This window comes from Acinetobacter sp. Lyrl_1 (assembly GCF_051948795.1).
Lineage (GTDB): Bacteria > Pseudomonadota > Gammaproteobacteria > Pseudomonadales > Moraxellaceae > Acinetobacter > Acinetobacter towneri.
Window position 1 is genome coordinate 1 of sequence record NZ_JAYJLK010000048.1, and the last position, 17,063, is coordinate 17,063.

The 17,063-nt window shown below is 38.2% G+C and carries 15 protein-coding genes and 1 pseudogene; 8 read left to right on the forward strand and 8 right to left on the reverse strand.

Features of this window, described 5'->3' with window-relative positions; genetic code table 11:
* Window positions 1-270 precede the first annotated feature (270 nt).
* Window positions 271-431, reverse strand: a pseudogene (locus VF675_RS12065) (VF530 family DNA-binding protein); the annotation flags it as partial.
* A 163-nt stretch (window positions 432-594) separates the two neighbouring features.
* On the opposite strand from VF675_RS12065, the gene VF675_RS12070 reads away from it, so the two are divergent.
* Window positions 595-1,929: an ISNCY family transposase gene (locus VF675_RS12070; RefSeq protein ID WP_440205282.1), complete on the forward strand. Its 1,335-nt coding sequence runs from the start codon at window positions 595-597 to the stop codon at window positions 1,927-1,929.
* A gap of 190 nt (window positions 1,930-2,119) precedes the next feature.
* Here VF675_RS12070 and VF675_RS12075 read toward each other — a convergent pair whose 3' ends face one another.
* Window positions 2,120-2,578 carry a DUF2147 domain-containing protein gene (locus tag VF675_RS12075; protein ID WP_096902547.1) on the reverse strand — a complete coding sequence of 153 codons (459 nt, stop codon included), beginning with the start codon at window positions 2,576-2,578 and terminating at the stop codon, window positions 2,120-2,122.
* 420 nt (window positions 2,579-2,998) lie between these two features.
* Here VF675_RS12075 and VF675_RS12080 point away from each other — a divergent pair, with 420 nt between their 5' ends.
* The 4 genes from VF675_RS12080 (at window position 2,999) to VF675_RS12095 (ending at window position 8,046) form a co-directional block, all read left to right on the forward strand.
* Window positions 2,999-4,858, forward strand: a complete 1,860-nt coding sequence (locus VF675_RS12080; protein ID WP_154320748.1) for an ABC transporter ATP-binding protein — start codon at window positions 2,999-3,001, stop codon at window positions 4,856-4,858.
* Window positions 4,859-5,085: 227 nt separating this feature from the next.
* Window positions 5,086-6,114, forward strand: a complete 1,029-nt coding sequence (locus VF675_RS12085; RefSeq protein ID WP_004973729.1) for a helix-turn-helix domain-containing protein — start codon at window positions 5,086-5,088, stop codon at window positions 6,112-6,114.
* A 71-nt stretch (window positions 6,115-6,185) separates the two neighbouring features.
* Entirely contained in the window at window positions 6,186-6,560 is a 375-nt protein-coding gene (gene gcvH / locus VF675_RS12090) for a glycine cleavage system protein GcvH (RefSeq protein ID WP_096902550.1), read from the forward strand.
* Between the two features lie 295 nt (window positions 6,561-6,855).
* On the forward strand, window positions 6,856-8,046 hold the full coding sequence (locus VF675_RS12095) for an MFS transporter (RefSeq protein ID WP_440205283.1): 1,191 nt from the start codon (window positions 6,856-6,858) through the stop codon (window positions 8,044-8,046).
* Between the two features lie 123 nt (window positions 8,047-8,169).
* Here VF675_RS12095 and VF675_RS12100 read toward each other — a convergent pair whose 3' ends face one another.
* Complete coding sequence (locus VF675_RS12100; RefSeq protein WP_104851962.1) at window positions 8,170-9,228, reverse strand: 3-deoxy-7-phosphoheptulonate synthase; 1,059 nt, start codon at window positions 9,226-9,228, stop codon at window positions 8,170-8,172.
* 516 nt (window positions 9,229-9,744) lie between these two features.
* On the reverse strand, window positions 9,745-10,860 hold the full coding sequence (locus tag VF675_RS12105) for an S-(hydroxymethyl)glutathione dehydrogenase/class III alcohol dehydrogenase (protein ID WP_004973720.1): 1,116 nt from the start codon (window positions 10,858-10,860) through the stop codon (window positions 9,745-9,747).
* A 237-nt stretch (window positions 10,861-11,097) separates the two neighbouring features.
* Here VF675_RS12105 and VF675_RS12110 point away from each other — a divergent pair, with 237 nt between their 5' ends.
* Window positions 11,098-12,621, forward strand: coding sequence for a phospholipase D family protein (locus tag VF675_RS12110; RefSeq protein WP_371971886.1), 1,524 nt, complete (start codon window positions 11,098-11,100; stop codon window positions 12,619-12,621).
* A 77-nt stretch (window positions 12,622-12,698) separates the two neighbouring features.
* Here the strand turns inward: VF675_RS12110 and VF675_RS12115 are convergent, their stop codons facing one another.
* Complete coding sequence (locus VF675_RS12115; RefSeq protein ID WP_323712311.1) at window positions 12,699-13,289, reverse strand: uracil-DNA glycosylase family protein; 591 nt, start codon at window positions 13,287-13,289, stop codon at window positions 12,699-12,701.
* A 226-nt stretch (window positions 13,290-13,515) separates the two neighbouring features.
* A complete protein-coding gene (locus VF675_RS12120) occupies window positions 13,516-14,373 on the reverse strand; it encodes an ORF6N domain-containing protein (protein WP_323712312.1) in 858 nt (285 codons plus the stop codon).
* A gap of 164 nt (window positions 14,374-14,537) precedes the next feature.
* Here VF675_RS12120 and VF675_RS12125 point away from each other — a divergent pair, with 164 nt between their 5' ends.
* Together VF675_RS12125 and VF675_RS12130 are read left to right on the forward strand one after the other, a co-directional pair.
* Window positions 14,538-14,894: an Arc family DNA-binding protein gene (locus tag VF675_RS12125; protein WP_323712313.1), complete on the forward strand. Its 357-nt coding sequence runs from the start codon at window positions 14,538-14,540 to the stop codon at window positions 14,892-14,894.
* 2 nt (window positions 14,895-14,896) lie between these two features.
* The gene (locus VF675_RS12130; RefSeq protein ID WP_440205284.1) at window positions 14,897-15,439 is read left to right on the forward strand and encodes a hypothetical protein; all 543 of its coding nucleotides are present in this window, start codon (window positions 14,897-14,899) and stop codon (window positions 15,437-15,439) included.
* Window positions 15,440-15,502: 63 nt separating this feature from the next.
* On the opposite strand, the gene VF675_RS12135 is transcribed toward VF675_RS12130, so the two are convergent.
* Complete coding sequence (locus tag VF675_RS12135; RefSeq protein WP_087554590.1) at window positions 15,503-16,723, reverse strand: IS256 family transposase; 1,221 nt, start codon at window positions 16,721-16,723, stop codon at window positions 15,503-15,505.
* A 66-nt stretch (window positions 16,724-16,789) separates the two neighbouring features.
* A partial coding sequence (locus VF675_RS12140) for a hypothetical protein (protein ID WP_440205285.1) occupies window positions 16,790-17,063 on the reverse strand: 274 nt, incomplete at its 5' end.

The following is a 17,063-nucleotide window of genomic DNA, read 5'->3' on the forward strand; positions in this document are numbered from 1 at the left end:
GCTATTTCTAATATCTTTATAGATAGGGAATGAGTCTGTACGTACAGATTCATTCTCAAATTTACAGTGTTGAGTGCCAGTATGATTTTGATCATACAGTCTAGTAAAGATAGAAAATAAGTTTTTAAATAAACCATAGGGATATAGACTAAATTTTGCCAGGAGAGTGGTGGCAGTCTACCACTAATTGAAAGGTATCTACAAAATCATTGGCTATTCAATAAGTTTAGTTTTCTGTTTGGTATATAATATTATGCTGAGTTTTGATAGCTACGATTTTTGTTTGGCTTTTTGACGTAAGACATACAAATATAAGCTTTCAACTTTTTCACGTGCCAATGGTGTGGTACGTAAAACCGTAATGATGACTTAACACTTGGATCTATACAAAAACATCTAATTTCAATTTTACGACTTAAGCCATCAAAGCCACATCAGAAATAATGAACAAAATGACAGGTGTTATTTATTTAACATAATGTACATTATACGCAATTTTATTGTTAGAAACCATTTAAAGTGTCTGTATTCTCACCAATAAAAATGTCTGGTCTATGATGCGCATCAACATCATGGACTGGATATAAACTTGAGATGCTGATCACTATGTCTGACAAGGAAATACAACGTCTTGCAGTCCTGCAAGATGTTCGAGATCAACGTATTACACAAGTCCGTGCTGCAGAAATTCTGAATCTTTCAACACGCCAAATTACTCGATTATTGCACAAGCTCAATCAAGACGGTGTTTCAGGTCTGGCACATGCCAGTCGTGGTCAACCAGGTCATCGTCGTCATGATGACTTGTTAAAATCAAAGTGCCTTTCCATTATTTCTGAACATCTGCTGGGCTTTGGTCCCACCTTGGCGCATGAGAAGCTCAACAGCATGTTTGGCCTGAATATCCCTGTAGAAACGCTTCGGCGCTGGATGACTGCAAATGGTCTCTGGATTCCGCGATCCAAGCGCCAGAAACGTCCATATCAACCTCGATATAACCGCGATTGCTTTGGTGAGCTAATCCAGATTGATGGCTCATATCACGATTGGTTTGAAGGACGTGACGCTAAATGCTGCTTGTTGGTTTATATTGATGATGCCACTGGAAAGCTGTTGCATCTGCGCTTTTGTGAGGCCGAAACGACCTTTGATTATATGCTTTCAACCCGAGCCTACATTGAGCAATACGGCAAGCCTTTGGCATTTTATAGCGATAAACACTCAGTATTTCGAGTCAATCAGAAATCCAAGCAAGACAGCCAGATCACGCAATTTGGCAGGATTCTCAACGAATTAAACATCGATATTATCTTTGCCAACTCACCACAGGCCAAAGGACGTGTGGAACGCGCCAACAGAACTCTGCAGGATCGCCTGATCAAGGAAATGCGTTTGGAAGGCATCTGCTCAATTACCGAGGCCAATGCTTGGCTGCCCTGCTTCATTGAGCAGTTCAATCAGAAGTTTGCCAAGTGTGCGAGAAACTCGAAGAACTTGCATCGACCTTTAACGGAATCTGATGCTGAGCTAGAGGATATTTTTACCTGGCAGGAACCGCGTAAGGTCACGAAGAATCTGACTATCACGTATGACAAGTGTATTTATATGCTTGAGCCAACACCACTGAACCACAAACTTGTTGGGCAATACATAACATTTTTAGAGTATCCAGATGGTACTGTGGCCATCATGCACGAAGGACGGAAGATCAACTACAGTATTTTCAATAAACTGGCTAGACTGCAGCAGAATGAAGTAGTTGAGAATAAAAGATTAGGTGCGGTTCTGGCCCATATCCAGCAACAACATGAAGAGTTGGAAAAACAAAATAAAAGTTCCCGTGCCAAGAAAAGTATGCCGAGTCGCAAAGCTCAGAAAGTTGTTATTGAACAAAGAAATTTAAATCCTGTTCTTGACTCTTGCAGTTAAAAACAGGCCATTTTAAATGGTTTATCGCATAGACATTTTAATTGGTGAATAACATGAATATATTAAGCAATTGATTTATATGGGTTTATTTTGAGTGTTCGGTGTCTCAATTTATCTTATCATTCACAAAAAGATAAAAAGCTACTCAATCTTTCAATCAAGTAGCTTCAAAAATACGCCGTACAATCTGTTAAAGTTTTTTCCAAGTCATCGTGCTAATCGCATTCGCGCTCTTGGCTTTGCCATATACTTTCATTTGATTATTCGCCGCATTTAATTGAGCATCAATTTTATAGACATAACCATCTTTCGGGTTAATCCATTGTCCTTGCGAAAATTGTTTTGGATTTGAATTTGCTACCAAGCCTTCTAATGCCTGCATGCCTTTTATGGGCTGATTCTTTAAGTTGCCTTGGCATTTGCTACATACCTCTAATTGAGTTGTGCCTACCGACAATAAATTTCGAGTAATTACAGCACTATATTCCGAAGTTTTAGAGTTCTTACGAATCACAATTTCCGCAACATAATGCCCTGTATGATCATCAATTACTTTCCATGTACCAATCAATGGATCAAATGGCATGGCTTGAACAGGAAAAATAAATCCAAAATATAGTGCAATTGCACCTAAAAAGTTACGCATCATAAAAATATCAACTTAAAACCAATTTACAGCACGGTTGTGCTAAAAATGGGCGTGATTATAGCAATCAATGTTGAGTTTAAATAAATTTTTCATAAAAATTAAATATTTATATGCTATTGGTTCGATGAAATATCATTAAAAATGTGAACCAATACGCTTTTTATGGGTAGATGAATTTTGATGCGTTCCAGCTTTATGCATAAAAGTGAATCTGTAACGTGGTTTTGTATGCCAATTAATCATCTATATTTCTTCTTTCAACATTTGCTGTGTTATGGCGTAAACTAGACCTACAAGCTGTATCACTATAAGTTAAGAAATATTCACAGGAATGCTCTTAACTTTATCCTAAGTTTTTGTTTTTACTGTCTTAAATTTATCTATCTTTAAATTTAGGTTTAGTCATCAAGGTAACATCGTATGCTCAAGTGGTTCGAGAAACTTATAGATCCTTATCCAAATAAAGGTTTGACCGAACCCTTGCCAACCACGTTTTTTGCCTTTGTTTGGCAAGCAGCTTCAGGTGTACGTCCATATTTATTGTTATTGGTTTTATGTACTGCAGGCGCTGCCAGCTTTGAAGCTTTGCTATATGCAAAAATTGGCGATTTAGTCACATGGCTTAGTCAAAGTCAGCCAGATACTTTCCTTGCGCAACATCAGCAGAACCTTACTTTGCTGTTTTGTATTTTATTGGCCAATATCTTTTTTGCCAGTGCGCAGTCAATTGTGAAGCATCAAATGTTATACAGTGGTTTTCCAATGCGTTTGCGTTGGCGTTTCCACAATTTAATGTTGCAACAAAGTCTGGATTTTTTCCATAATGATTTTGCAGGAAGACTCTCTGCCAAAGTCATGCAAACCGCCTTAGCAGTACGTGAGTTTTGGGTCATTTTGGGCGATATGCTTGCCTATGTATTCATTTACTTTATTACGATTAGTCTGGTATTGGGCGCAATTTCTCCAATGCTCATTTTGCCGTTATTGCTATGGTTGGCTTTATTTATTCTTGCAGCAGCTTATTTTATTCCGCGTTTGAGCAAAGTATCTAATGAACAAGCCGATGCACGTGCAGTGATGACAGGACGTGTGACCGATGCTTATACCAATATCCAAACCGTAAAATTGTTTGCGCATGCAGGCCGTGAAAGCCAATACGCCAAAGCATCTATGCAAGAATTTATGGTGACGGTTTATAAACAAATGCGTTTGGGCGCTCAATATGAAATCAGCATCAATTTACTGAGCGTGGTGTTGTATGTAGGCGTTTTAGGTACTGCAATTTGGCTGTGGTTAAATGGTCGTGCAGAATTGGGGATTATTGCAGCCACCACAGCCATGATTCTTAAACTCAACAGTATTGCCGAGTTTATGATGTGGCAGACCTCTGCCCTGTTTGAAAATGTCGGCACCATTCAAGATGGTATGAAAACTCTTGGACGTCCAATTGCGATTCAAGACAAAGTCAATGCGAAGCCATTACAAGTTGCTCAAGGCGAAATTCAGTTTAAAGATGTCAGTTTTGCTTATAACAGTAAAAACGTGATTGACCAGTTTAATCTGCATATTCGTGCAGGCGAAAAAATTGGTATTGTGGGACGTTCGGGTGCAGGTAAATCGACCCTCATTCAATTGCTTTTACATTTTTATGAGCTCAAACACGGCTCAATTATGATTGATGGGCAAAATATTGAAGATGTAACCCAAGACAGTTTGCGTAAAAATATTGCACTTGTCACTCAAGATACTTCGCTATTACACCGTACTGTGGCTGAAAATATTAAATATGGTCGTCCTGACGCGACTGATGCAGAAATGTTTGAAGCTGTACGCAAAGCCAAAGCCGAAGAATTTATTCCACAATTGACCGATTTACGTGGCAAAAAAGGCTATGAAGCCTACGTGGGCGAACGGGGTGTTAAACTTTCAGGTGGACAACGTCAACGTATTGCCATTGCCCGTGTTTTCTTAAAAGATGCACCTATTTTAATTTTAGATGAAGCCACCAGTGCGCTCGACTCTGAGGTTGAAGCGGCAATTCAATCGAGCCTCGATGAACTCATGCAAGGTAAAACTGTAATCGCGATTGCACACAGATTATCTACCATTGCACAAATGGATCGTTTAATTGTGCTCGATCAAGGACGTATTGCAGAACAAGGTACGCATGATGAACTGGTGGCTATGAACGGAATTTATGCACAACTTTGGCAGCGTCAAACAGGTGGTTTTTTAATTGAACAAGATAAAATCGTAAAACCATCGACTGATAAAAATTAGCATCTCCAGCAACTTTGCTGTAACTCAGGCTTTGATGAAATGCAGATTTATCGCATATAGTCAAAGCCTGTTTTGTCTAACAATTTCCATAGAATTTCTTTAATTTTCATGCCAAGATGCAATATGTCATCTACGTTCTTATGTCGCCGTTTGGCAAACTAAGATATGCATAGATGACAGTCGCTAAGGCAAATTAAAATAAAATTAGCAAATGCAATGGAACATGCATGAAAACAATATCAGCACGTCAGGAACAAGGTGTTCCAGGGGTTTATGGCTTATTGGTTTTGGATGTTGTATCCCGTTGGGGTTATAACGCAGATACCTTATTTGCACCATTTCAACTCAATAGCGAAATGTTGGCAGACCCAGAATGTCGTATTCCTACACCTATTGCCAATGAGTTGGTTAAACATGCTTTAAAACTTACAGGCGAATCGACGCTCGGTTATCATCTTGGTACGCAAATGCGCATTTCCATTCATGGCTTTATTGGCTATGCGATTATGACTGCGCATGAAATTAGTGATGCGTTGATTTTAGCCAATCGTTTTATTCAACTGCGTATGCCCTTTTTACAATTGTTTTTCTCAACTTTTGGTGAAAAAGCCAGTCTGCAATTGCAGTGTGATATTCACATGGAACCTTTACGCACAGAAATTGCCATCGCTTTAATTATTGGCATGATTACCATGAGTAAAGCCATGACAGGTACCGAACACTTTACAGGTGAAGTCGATTTTGACTTTCCTAAACCTGCAGGTTTTGATCAGTATTTTTCGAAATTTCCTTATCATCAATTCCGTTTTGATCAGCCGTATTTAGGTTTAAGTTTTGACAAGCAATATCTAGGCTTAAAAATGATTAATGCCGATCCTATTGCCAGTCAAATTGCGATTAATCAATGTGAAGCCGAACTTTCTGCTTTAGGTGAACGTCGCCGCATTTCTATGCGAGTACGTGATATTTTAACCCACGCAGAACAGCATTATTTAAGCATTGAAAATGTTGCCGACTATCTACACATGTCCGACCGCACACTCAAACGTCAACTGGCTGCAGAAGGTACTTCATTTTCAAACTTGGTCGATGAAGTACGTTATCGGCATGCAACTTCCCTGCTTTCCCGTACAGACTACACGCTAGAACAAATTGCCGATGAATTGGGTTATAGCGATGTGGCAAATTTTAGTCGTGCTTTTAAACGCTGGAGTGGACGCAGTCCGAGCAATTGGCGTAAAGATCCGTATTTATAAACTTTTGTTTTTAGCAAAAAGCATGTATAAAACATGGCAAAAAGATTCGATACAATTTAAGGAGTTATCAAATGAATCACCCAGCGGAATTAAAATATGCAAGAACACATGAATGGGTGCGTATTGAAGGTGATTTGGTCGTCACAGGCATTTCAGACCACGCACAAGATGCTTTAGGCGATTTGGTCTATGTAGAAGCACCTGAAGTTGGTCAAAAAGTAATTGCGGGTGAACAAGCAGGTGTGGTTGAGTCTGTTAAAACAGCTTCAGATATTCACGCCCCTGTTTCAGGCGAAGTAGTTGAAGTAAATAGCAATTTAGACGATGACCCTGACTTTGTAAATGATGAACCGTATGGCAAAGGCTGGATTTATAAAATCAAGCCAGACAATATGGCAGATGTGGAACAGCTTTTATCAAGTGCGGACTATGAATCTGGCTTATAAGCCTTAAATTTGTAGTGTTTAATCGCTCAAATTCAAAGAAATCAGCTTCGGCTGATTTTTTTTTGCATTGCAATTTGCGAAATAAATAAAATTATCTTTATTTGATAAAACAATTAAAAAAATAGAATTAAAATCTAATTTTAGTTTTAATTTTATTAAATAACTATACTTTTCACATAAATAGGTTTATTATTTTTTGCATGATCTTACTGTGTGATGACTTCCAATAACAAAGCATCTGTATAACAAAGTACACATTGCACGCTACTCCACTCACCATATATAGGTTTAAGTTATGTCAGCTATAAATGTCGAACATTTATGGAATAAGTCGTTTATTCTCTGCTTATTCAATAACTTGTTCTTATTCATATTTTATTTTGCGCAAACGACAATTTTGCCTATTTATATTGTGAATGAGTTGGGTGGTAGCTTGTCACAGGCAGGTTTAGCCATGACTTTGTTTATGTTATCTGCAATCGCGATTCGCCCATTTAGCGGTTTGATTATTGAAAAATTTGGTGTAAAGAAAACCTTATATGTTTCTGAAATCATGTTTTGTCTGTGTAGCGTGGCATACATTTTTGTAGATAGTTTACTGTTTCTACTCGTACTGCGTTTTTTACATGGGATTTGGTTCAGCATTGTCACCACAGTTACCGTCCCTATTGCCAATAACTTTATTCCAGACAGTCGCAAAGGTGAAGGTATGGGCTATTTTTTGGTGTCAGTAAATTTAGGGATTGTATTGGGACCTTTAATTGGTTTAAGTCTGATTCAAAGTGTTTCTTATGCCAGTATTTCTACCTTACTATCCGTCAGTGTTTGGGTAGGTTTCGCCTTCTGTTTAATGATTCCAATTGCGACCCAAAAAGTAAAAACTGAAACAACACCTAAACGTAAATTAGGGCTTCAAGATTTTGTAGAGAAAAAAGCAATTCCTGTATCACTCATGGCGATGATGGTTTCTTTCGCGTATGCCAGTATTATGTCATTTATTTCCACCTTTGCAGAATCACGCAATATGCTGTCTTATGCCAGTTTATTCTTCGTGATATTTGCAGTTTCGATGATGATTTTTCGCCCAATTACAGGCAAAATTTATGATCGTAAAGGGGCGAGTTATGTGATTTATCCTGCAATTATATTATTTGCTTTAGGATTAATTGTCTTGAGTCAGGTACACAGTGTATTCGGTTTTATGTTGGCTGCTGCATTAATTGGTGTAGGGTTCGGGTCTGCCCAACCTTGCCTGCAAACCATTTCAATTCAACGCTCCCCTAAAGATCGTATTGGTCATGCCACATCTACGTATTTTTGTTGTTACGATATTGGTATCGCCTTAGGCGCGTTAATTCTAGGTTGGATTATTGCGGGTTATGACTATACCGCAGCGTATTTGCTCTGTGCTGTTGTGACCTTAATCAGTTTAATTTTCTATAAATTTGTTGTGGCTAAACAACCTAATGCAGATATTCAGGCTTAGTTTTTAATAGCAGCAAAAGAATTGTTATTTTAAAAACTAATCTAAGAAGAGTTGATTTTTAAATACTCTCCCACCCAAAAAACCTGAAATTTCAGGTTTTTTGGGTTTCTGGAGTTTTATTTTTTATGCAGTTTTAGCCAAAACCTGACGATTTAAGCTTTCAGCGACCTCAATAAGCAGTTGTTCAGTCTTATCCCAACCCAAGCAGCCATCGGTAACAGATTGACCATAAGTCATCTCGCAAGAAATCTTTTGATTTCCATCCACCAAATGACTTTCTAACATGATGCCACGGACTTGCGTCTGTTCACGTTCTGCCACAATGGTACGCAAGACTTGCGGTTGTTGTTGTGGGTCTTTATGGCTGTTACCGTGACTACAGTCAATAATCAATGCAGGCAACTGCCCTTTGGCTTTGTGCTGAATTTTCTCAATTTCTGCCAATTGATAATTTGGCCCTGAATTTGCGCCACGTAAAATTAAATGCGCGTGTGGATTACCTTGTGATGACAAAATAGCAGGTAAACCCGACTGGCTCATTCCCATGAATTGATGTGGATGACTTGCCGATTGAATTGCATCTAATGCAATTTGAATTGAGCCATCAGTTCCGTTTTTGAAACCAATGCTATACGGCATGGCGCTAGAAATTTCACGGTGAATTTGTGATTCACTGGTACGTGCGCCAATTGCACCCCAAGCCAGTACATCATCAAAATATCCCGTTGCCATTGGGCTTAAAATTTCAGAAGCAATTGGTAAACCCATTTCTATAATTTGTAGATACAGTTCACGTGATTTTTCTAAGCCTAATTGCATGTTTGCAGAGCCATCTAAGTCTGGGTCATACAAAAAGCCTTTCCAGCCTACCGTAGTACGTGGCTTTTCGATATAGGCGCGCATCACCAAGAAAATTTGATCTGAAACTTGGCTTTGTAATTGTTTTAATTTTTCTGCGTATTCGAGTGCTGCTTGCGGATCATGAATTGAACAAGGTCCTGTAATGACCAATAAGCGAGGGTCTGTGCCCGCTAAAATGTTCTGAATAATCTGTCGATGTTGTGCGATTTGTTGTTTTAGCGCAGATGAAAGTGGGAGTTGCGCTTTGAGTTGATGCGGTAAACTTAAACTAATTTCAGTATTGTTGGTCTGTTGTTGTAAAGCAGTATTTAAAGCATTCATTGGTCTGTTCCTTTGGACTGTTTCTCTTTTTTACAGTCCGATCATTTATTTCAGCGTTATGGGTCTAATGGATTGCAAGGTTTGAGTCATAGATTGACTAAAGTAAAACCAATAAAAGTTGCTAAAGTATGAATAATTAACGTTGTACATGATTAAATCTCCGAAAAACCTATAAAATTCAAAACACCAGACATAAAAAAACCTGATCAGGGTTGCCGATCAGGTATCAACTGGTGGGCAACCTTTTGCCCGAACGCGACTCAGGCAATCATTGAAACTGCCAAAAGTAATATAAGCGTTTGCGATTAAAGGTTGCTTTAACATCTTGTTTTCATCAAAAAATGAGCTGTTAAAATTAAAATACGCTGTATTGTTCCGTTTGGCAATCCTTTTTGTAAAATAATTTTTATTGGATGTATTTATTAAAATTAAGCTGCTGTTTTAGCGAATCCAGGGGTTAAAAAAACCAAGCCGAAGCTTGGTTTTTGTTGGGTCTTTATTTAAGCGCGTTACTCATTATTGATCAAAATGAATCACACTACGAATAGATTTACCCTCATGCATTAAATCAAAGGCTTCATTAATTTGGTCTAGCCCCATGGTGTGCGTTACAAATGGTTCGAGTTGAATATCACCCTTCATGGCTTCTTCAACCATGCCTGGCAATTGCGAACGACCTTTTACACCACCAAACGCAGTTCCTTTCCAAGTACGACCTGTCACCAATTGGAATGGACGAGTTGAAATTTCCTGACCTGCACCTGCAACACCAATAATAATGGATTGTCCCCAACCACGATGCGCACATTCCAAAGCGGAACGCATCACATTGGTATTTCCAATACATTCAAAAGAATGATCTACGCCCCAACCTGTTTTTTCAACAATGACTTCCTGAATTGGGCGGTCATAATCTTTTGGATTTAAGAATTCGGTTGCACCAAATTGTTCTGCCAATTTGAATTTCTCTGGGTTGGTATCAATGGCGATAATACGGCTGGCTTTGGCTTTATGCGCACCTTGCACAACTGCTAAACCAATACCACCTAAGCCAAATACCGCAACGGTATCGCCTTCTTGGACTTTTGCAGTATTTTTAACTGCACCTAAACCAGTTGTAACACCGCAACCTAATAAGCAAACTTGCTCATGATTGGCTTCAGGATTAATTTTTGCTAAAGATACTTCAGCAACTACCGTATATTCACTAAAGGTTGAACAGCCCATGTAGTGATAAATCGGTTGTCCATTATAAGAAAAACGTGTCGTGCCATCAGGCATTAAACCTTTACCTTGTGTCGCACGTACGGAAACGCATAGGTTGGTTTTACCAGATTTACAGAATAAACATTCGCCACATTCTGCTGTGTAAAGCGGAATCACATGATCGCCTGGTTGAACACTGGTCACACCCTCACCAACTTCAACCACAATACCTGCACCTTCATGGCCAAGAACTGCAGGGAAAACACCTTCAGGATCTTCACCCGATAAGGTAAATGCATCGGTATGGCATACCCCTGTGTGGGTAATTTTGACCAAGACTTCTCCAGCCTGCGGCGGTGCAACATCAATTTCAACAATTTCAAGCGGCTGACCTGGGCCAAATGCGACGGCTGCACGTGATTTCATGAGCAAATTATCCCTAAAAAATACATTAACAGATGATAAGGGGCTGCTGACAATTCGTCTATGTTTGCGATGTGAGAGAGATATCTCGCAAGCTATTTATAAAATATCAACAGACTCTCACAATACCCTCTTTCTATTCAGAGTTTCAAGCATTAACATGAGGATAATCTCCATGTATAAATACAGAATGACTTAAGAATAATCATGAAGATCCAAAGACCTTGTTACTGGCTTGGAATGTTGGCTTTTTTCGCTATTTTACTGACAGGATGCAGTTTACCGATGAATCAAGCGAGCAAAGATAGCCCTGTTGAGCATTATGTAGATCATTGGCTGAATGGTCAGGAAATTGATGCACATTTATCCCAAAATTTAACAGCGTATCTTTCTCTAAATGATGCCTTTAGTAGCATCGCCTCGCGTTTATATTTGATTCAAAAAGCACAGCACCATTTAGATTTACAATATTACATTTGGGAAGATGATTTAATTGGTCAGTTGATGTTGGCTGAACTGCTCAAAGCAGCAGATCGTGGTGTAAAAGTTCGTTTATTAATTGATGATCAAAATGGTACGCAACTTGATCCAACCTTAAAACGGCTTGCTCAGCATCCTAATTTTGAAATAAAAATTTTCAATCCGTACAAATATCGGCATTTTCGTGTGATGGATTATTTGTTTCGTTTTAAACAAATCAATCGCCGTATGCACAATAAACTAATTATTGCCGATGGGGCGATTGCCGTGACAGGTGGGCGTAATATTAGCCGTGAATATTTTGATGCCAGTGAAAATTTTCAATTTACTGATATGGATATTCTATTCTATGGCAGTGCTGTCCCCCAAGCCAATGCCGTGTTTTTAGAGTTTTGGAATGACGAACTAAGCTATTCAGTAAAGCAATTATTAGGCACAGGCAACGCGTTGCAATTGAGAGAATTGCGTAATCGCTATGAATTAAATGCCAAATATAAAGATAAAATTCGTGAACGTGTGGCTAACGCGCAAGAAGAAGTCAGCATCAAATTAGAACAACATCCTGTACAGTGGGTACGTGCGCATTTTGTGGCAGATTCTCCGAATAAAATTCGGGGTACAGCTCAAGGCGAGCAACTGATTTACAAACAAATGTTAAAGTTAATGGGTGAGCCCAAACAACATTTAGAACTGGTTTCTGCCTATTTTGTCCCAACAGAAGATGGTCTTAAAACACTCACTCAACTGGCTGAAAAAGGAATACAGATACGTGTATTGACCAATTCATTTTTAGCCAATGATGTGCCTTTGGTACATGCATTTTATCAGCAGTATCGCGTAGATTTACTTAAATCAGGTATTCGTTTATATGAATTTAAGCCTTATATTGAACGAAAAAAGCGTACTTGGTATGAAGTTGCAACGGGTAACGTAATTCCTGCCAAAGGCAAAAACGCCTCGAGTTTACATGCCAAATTCTTTGATATAGATGGCATGGTCTTTGTAGGTTCTTTTAACCTTGATCCTCGTTCTGCAAAATTAAATACCGAAGTTGGCTTGGTGTTAGAGTCTGAACAATTGCAAAACGATGTTTCTCAATCTTTAGACCGCTATTTGCCACAAATTGCGTATGAACTGCAATTAGACGAAAACGGTCAAATTATTTGGTTAGATCATCAGGCAGATGGCAGTATTCAAACGTATCATCATGATCCTGGAACCACACAGTTTCAGCGTTTTATGATGAAAACAGTTTCATTATTCCCTATTGAATGGATGATGTAATGACAATAGATAGACATTAATTATGGAAGCGTATTTTTCTTTCTCTGCCATCACTGTCTACAATTATTTAAAGTTACTTATAGTAAGCCTATTTCTTTAAATAAGTTAAAATACGCTTCTGCCTTTTTCTCTAAAGCTAAAGGATAGGCTCGTGAAGATGAAGGCATCCGATATAAATGCAGCTCACGCTTGGCAAAATAGCAATGTGTCGCCTGCCCAATTTGAGGTTTTTCGGCAGATTCAGGCATAGATAACATGAGTGTATCAGTCGCTTTATCGCCTGTGGTCATAATGCTTTGACATAAAGGTATCTTGCTTAAAAGTGCTGCAATATCCATTGGTTTTTCAATCTGTAAAAATTTGTCTGATGCATTGCCTTTTAAGCGAATCACCTGCTGCGCCGTATCTGAAATAGCAATGCCAGTGGTGTTTAAAAAATCAATAATTTTATGAAGATGAAAATTTTTAGCTTCTAAATCTAAAAAGTAGTTTTTATCTTGAAAAAAGCATAAGCCCAAAATTCGCCACATATCATTTTGATAATTCGGATAGTAAAAATCCATTTTCCAGCGGCTTTTTGGCGGAGGAAAACTACCCAACATTAACAGCTTAGCATTGGCGGGTAAAAAGGGTTCTAGTGGGTGGGTTTCTATTTTAGAATCAGTCATTTACAGATTAAGGATTTAATATAAATTAAGTTTATCATCGCATATATTTTAGCTGAAAAGTGCAATGATCTGGGTTTAATTATTTAGCTAAAAAATCAAATTCACAAAATTTTCACAATATTTTCACAATATGATTTTTTCAGGCTAAAAATTTATTGACTTAATTGACAGTGGAATTTTGGGGAAAATAGGAATAAAAAAGCCACCCGAAGGTGGCTAGATGTCACTAAATGACGGGGTTTAAACTGCGGCATTCTGACAGTGCTTTGTAGCCTATCCCGCCCTTATGCCAATCATGTCTTTGCGCCAACTCATAAATTGGCATATAGACTTCCCTACCTACAATCTGCCGTGCATCTTCTGCAGCAAATTTAAAATGATCGTGGATACCATGTCCCATGACTGGGCTGATCTTGCGGATCACATCTCCAAACTCTGTCCACCAGTGATTGAGCCAAAGCGCATGCAGTGCGATTGAACGTGACCGATCTGAAATAGCAGTTTGGCTTTTCTCTGCTTGGGAGAATAACGCTATTAAGTGATGCACGTATTCCACTGCCACTGGTATAGCTTCATACGGAATATCTTCTATATGCTCTACATTGAAGCGTTGATGCACAAGTTTGTATGCTTCTGAGTAATTCAAGTGCTTGGTTTTAGCCACGAGCATATTCACAGCATTGGTCAGTGGTTCACGCTCTGATTTGTGGGTTTTGGCTAAAATTTCCTGACGATGGAAATAGCAATCTTCCAGTTGTCCGAATACATCCCATGCTTGGTCGGTATCAAGCATTTTGGCATGTCTGGCTGCGCCACGTTCTGTCCATAGAACTAAATGTCTCGCATTGGGACTAACCATCTTTGAGAGGGTTAGTGATTTTTTAAACTCCCTTAACTCTTGCCCAACCAATTTAAAGAAATGCATACCTTCAACAAAGCGATCTGTATTGCGTAGAAAATTATTCTGAATATTTTTTATGTCCGCACCGTAGAAATCGGCAAGCATTTCGGTAGTAACAACTGGAGTAGATTTAAAATTAATGATGGATACTTGAGTATCATTGATTTGTGTTAGACTTGTCATGTCTTTTCTCCTGGTAGGGATTAGATAGGAGCCCCTCTTCCGCCAAGTTGTAGGGGCTTTTTAATAACCAAATATATTTTGGTCTATATTTAAACCAAAATTAAACCATTGAGGTTCTTGTGTCAATCTGTTATTTTTGATCACATCAACAACGGAGTTTTGTCATGACTGAAGATGCGCAACTAAAAATTAGATTGTCTCAAGAATTAAAGTCCACTCTGGAAGAAAGGGCTAAGGCAAACAATAGAACAATGAATGGTGAGATTGTTAATATTCTTGAGGCGTCACTACTAAGTTCTAATACTAATTCTGGGCGCTCAATATATTTTAATGACTTAAATTGCGTTGAGGATTATGAAAATGAGTCATTACATAGTCGTCAAGACCGAGTATTACAGATGATCTCGAAAATTTTTTTCACACATCCCCAATATCAACTCATAAATATTGAAACCTTGAATAATGGCGAGAAAATTCGCTATTGGTACTCTATTCCTAGAAGTGAGAGTTTTAGGGATTAGGGATGGAAACAACCTACTTTGGTTTAACGACCACCGATCTCTCATTTTGGTCAATGATTGGTACTTGGCTCGCATCAATTGGAACTATCGCTGCTGTTATCACTTCATTATATTTAGCTCACCAAAATACCAAAGTAAGCCTACTTATTAATTCTAATTTAATTTTCTTAATTGGTAATGGTCGAAATTATAATGATGATGATCACTATGTAAATATCGAAATTACCAACAATGGAAATAGATCAGTAATTATCCAAAATATTAGTTGGCAAATTAGTAAACGAACGCATTTACTTGCTCCGTTAAACCCTAATCCTATAACAACCCCATTACCTAAAATGATTAATTATAGTGAAGTTGCGCGATGGGCAATTGAGGTAAATACTATTAAAAATATTTGGGTACCAGATTTGATTAGAGATGGGATAAAAAAAAGGGATATAAATAAATGGAAAATTGTTGTATCTCTTACCACTGGTGAGCGAATAAAAGCAAAACCTAATCCAAGAATTATTGAATTAATTCAAAATTGTCTACCTGAATAGTAAAGAAAACCCCTTGAGGGGCTTTTTTTGAGGGCGTTCAAAATTCTGTGTCAGTAAATTTGACTAGATTTTAATTATATCATCTAATCGACCTTCAAAGTAAATGGATAATTGAGTAATCGTTTGTCCCCATTCCTGAATAGGCATTGTCCATTTTTCTGATGCCTGTTGAATACCAATATACAGCAATTTCATCAGACTATCCTCATTGGGGAAAGCTCCTTTGGTTTTGGTTAGTTTGCGGAATTGACGATGTACGGCTTCAACGGCATTGGTGGTGTAAATCGGCTTCCTAATCGCTTTAGGGTATTTGAAATAGGCGGATAGTAGATGCCATTTGGTACGCCATGACTGAATGACCACACCATATTTTTCGCCCCATTTTTCTTCTAGCTCATCCAGTGCTACTTCTGCCGCCCCTTTGGTATCAGCACGGTAAATTGGCTTTAAATCAGCCATAAATGCCTTCTGATCTTTACTGGCAACATAGCGTAAAGAATTACGGATTTGATGAACGATACACAGTTGTATTTCTGTTTGAGGGTAAATCGCTGCTATGGCTTCGGGGAAACCTTTTAGTCCTGAGAAGCGCTGCTTCGCAAGGCAGGCAATCAGAATATCCTGAACACCACGATTTTGTAGGTCTGTCAGTACACTAAGCCAATGGTTCGCCCCTTCGCTTTCCGACAAATGCAAGCCGAGTAGTTCCTTCTTACCTTCAACATTTAAAGCTAAAATGGTATAGATCGCTTTGCTCACATAAACACCTTTATCCTTCACTTTGTAATGTATGGCATCTAACCAAACAAAGGGATAAATTGTATCGAGTGGGCGTTGTTTCCATGCTTGTAACTGAGGGAGGAGCTTATCTGTAATATTGGTGATAGCACCATCTGAAATCTCCAATCCATACATATCAGCAACATGCTTTTGAATATCACGATAGCTCATACCAAGTGCATAGAGTGATATGATTTTATTGTCAATTTCTTCTGATAATTTGGTCTGGTTCTTTTTAACTAACTGTGGCTCAAATTCACCATTTCGATCTCTAGGGGTTTCAAGCTCAAATGAACCTGATGTAGATTTTACTGTCTTGCGAGTATAGCCATTGCGGCGATTACCTTGTTTCGGATTCGCTTCAATGTAATTCTCGATTTCTGCTTCAAGAGCAGCTTCGGTCAGCTGTTTAATTAAAGGGGTGAGTATGCCATTTTCTCCAGTCAGTGCTTGTCCTGACTGGAGTTGTTTTAAGGCTGTTTCAAAATCAAATGTAGTTGCCATAATGCATCATTCCTGTTTTTAACAGTTTAAGGAAATGACACAGTTTTTTGAACACTACCCTTTTTTTTAAATTTTATACTCATGTACCCAAGACAACTTTTCACACTCCCTATTATGATAGTCTTTTAACCAATTATATTTATCTAATATTTTTTCAATTTGTTTATTTTTATGATCAAGTTCTTCTCCTGAATACTCTTTTTGAATTTTACCTGATTGAATATTAACTTCTTCTATATTATGAAGAATAGCCTCTTTATGTCTTTTAAAAATATTTATTGCATTCTCAATACTTAAATTAGGTAATTTTAACATTCCATTTCGTACTAGAAAGGCTTTA

Bases quoted from the DNA above. Each gene is read 5' to 3' on its own strand.
- VF675_RS12070 (WP_440205282.1), top strand. From the start codon at position 595: ATGCTGATCACTATGTCTGACAAGGAAATACAACGTCTTGCAGTCCTG.
- VF675_RS12075 (WP_096902547.1), bottom strand. From the start codon at position 2,578: ATGATGCGTAACTTTTTAGGTGCAATTGCACTATATTTTGGATTTATT.
- VF675_RS12080 (WP_154320748.1), top strand. From the start codon at position 2,999: ATGCTCAAGTGGTTCGAGAAACTTATAGATCCTTATCCAAATAAAGGT.
- VF675_RS12085 (WP_004973729.1), top strand. From the start codon at position 5,086: ATGAAAACAATATCAGCACGTCAGGAACAAGGTGTTCCAGGGGTTTAT.
- gcvH (WP_096902550.1), top strand. From the start codon at position 6,186: ATGAATCACCCAGCGGAATTAAAATATGCAAGAACACATGAATGGGTG.
- VF675_RS12095 (WP_440205283.1), top strand. From the start codon at position 6,856: ATGTCAGCTATAAATGTCGAACATTTATGGAATAAGTCGTTTATTCTC.
- VF675_RS12100 (WP_104851962.1), bottom strand. From the start codon at position 9,228: ATGAATGCTTTAAATACTGCTTTACAACAACAGACCAACAATACTGAA.
- VF675_RS12105 (WP_004973720.1), bottom strand. From the start codon at position 10,860: ATGAAATCACGTGCAGCCGTCGCATTTGGCCCAGGTCAGCCGCTTGAA.
- VF675_RS12110 (WP_371971886.1), top strand. From the start codon at position 11,098: ATGTTGGCTTTTTTCGCTATTTTACTGACAGGATGCAGTTTACCGATG.
- VF675_RS12115 (WP_323712311.1), bottom strand. From the start codon at position 13,289: ATGACTGATTCTAAAATAGAAACCCACCCACTAGAACCCTTTTTACCC.
- VF675_RS12120 (WP_323712312.1), bottom strand. From the start codon at position 14,373: ATGACAAGTCTAACACAAATCAATGATACTCAAGTATCCATCATTAAT.
- VF675_RS12125 (WP_323712313.1), top strand. From the start codon at position 14,538: ATGACTGAAGATGCGCAACTAAAAATTAGATTGTCTCAAGAATTAAAG.
- VF675_RS12130 (WP_440205284.1), top strand. From the start codon at position 14,897: ATGGAAACAACCTACTTTGGTTTAACGACCACCGATCTCTCATTTTGG.
- VF675_RS12135 (WP_087554590.1), bottom strand. From the start codon at position 16,723: ATGGCAACTACATTTGATTTTGAAACAGCCTTAAAACAACTCCAGTCA.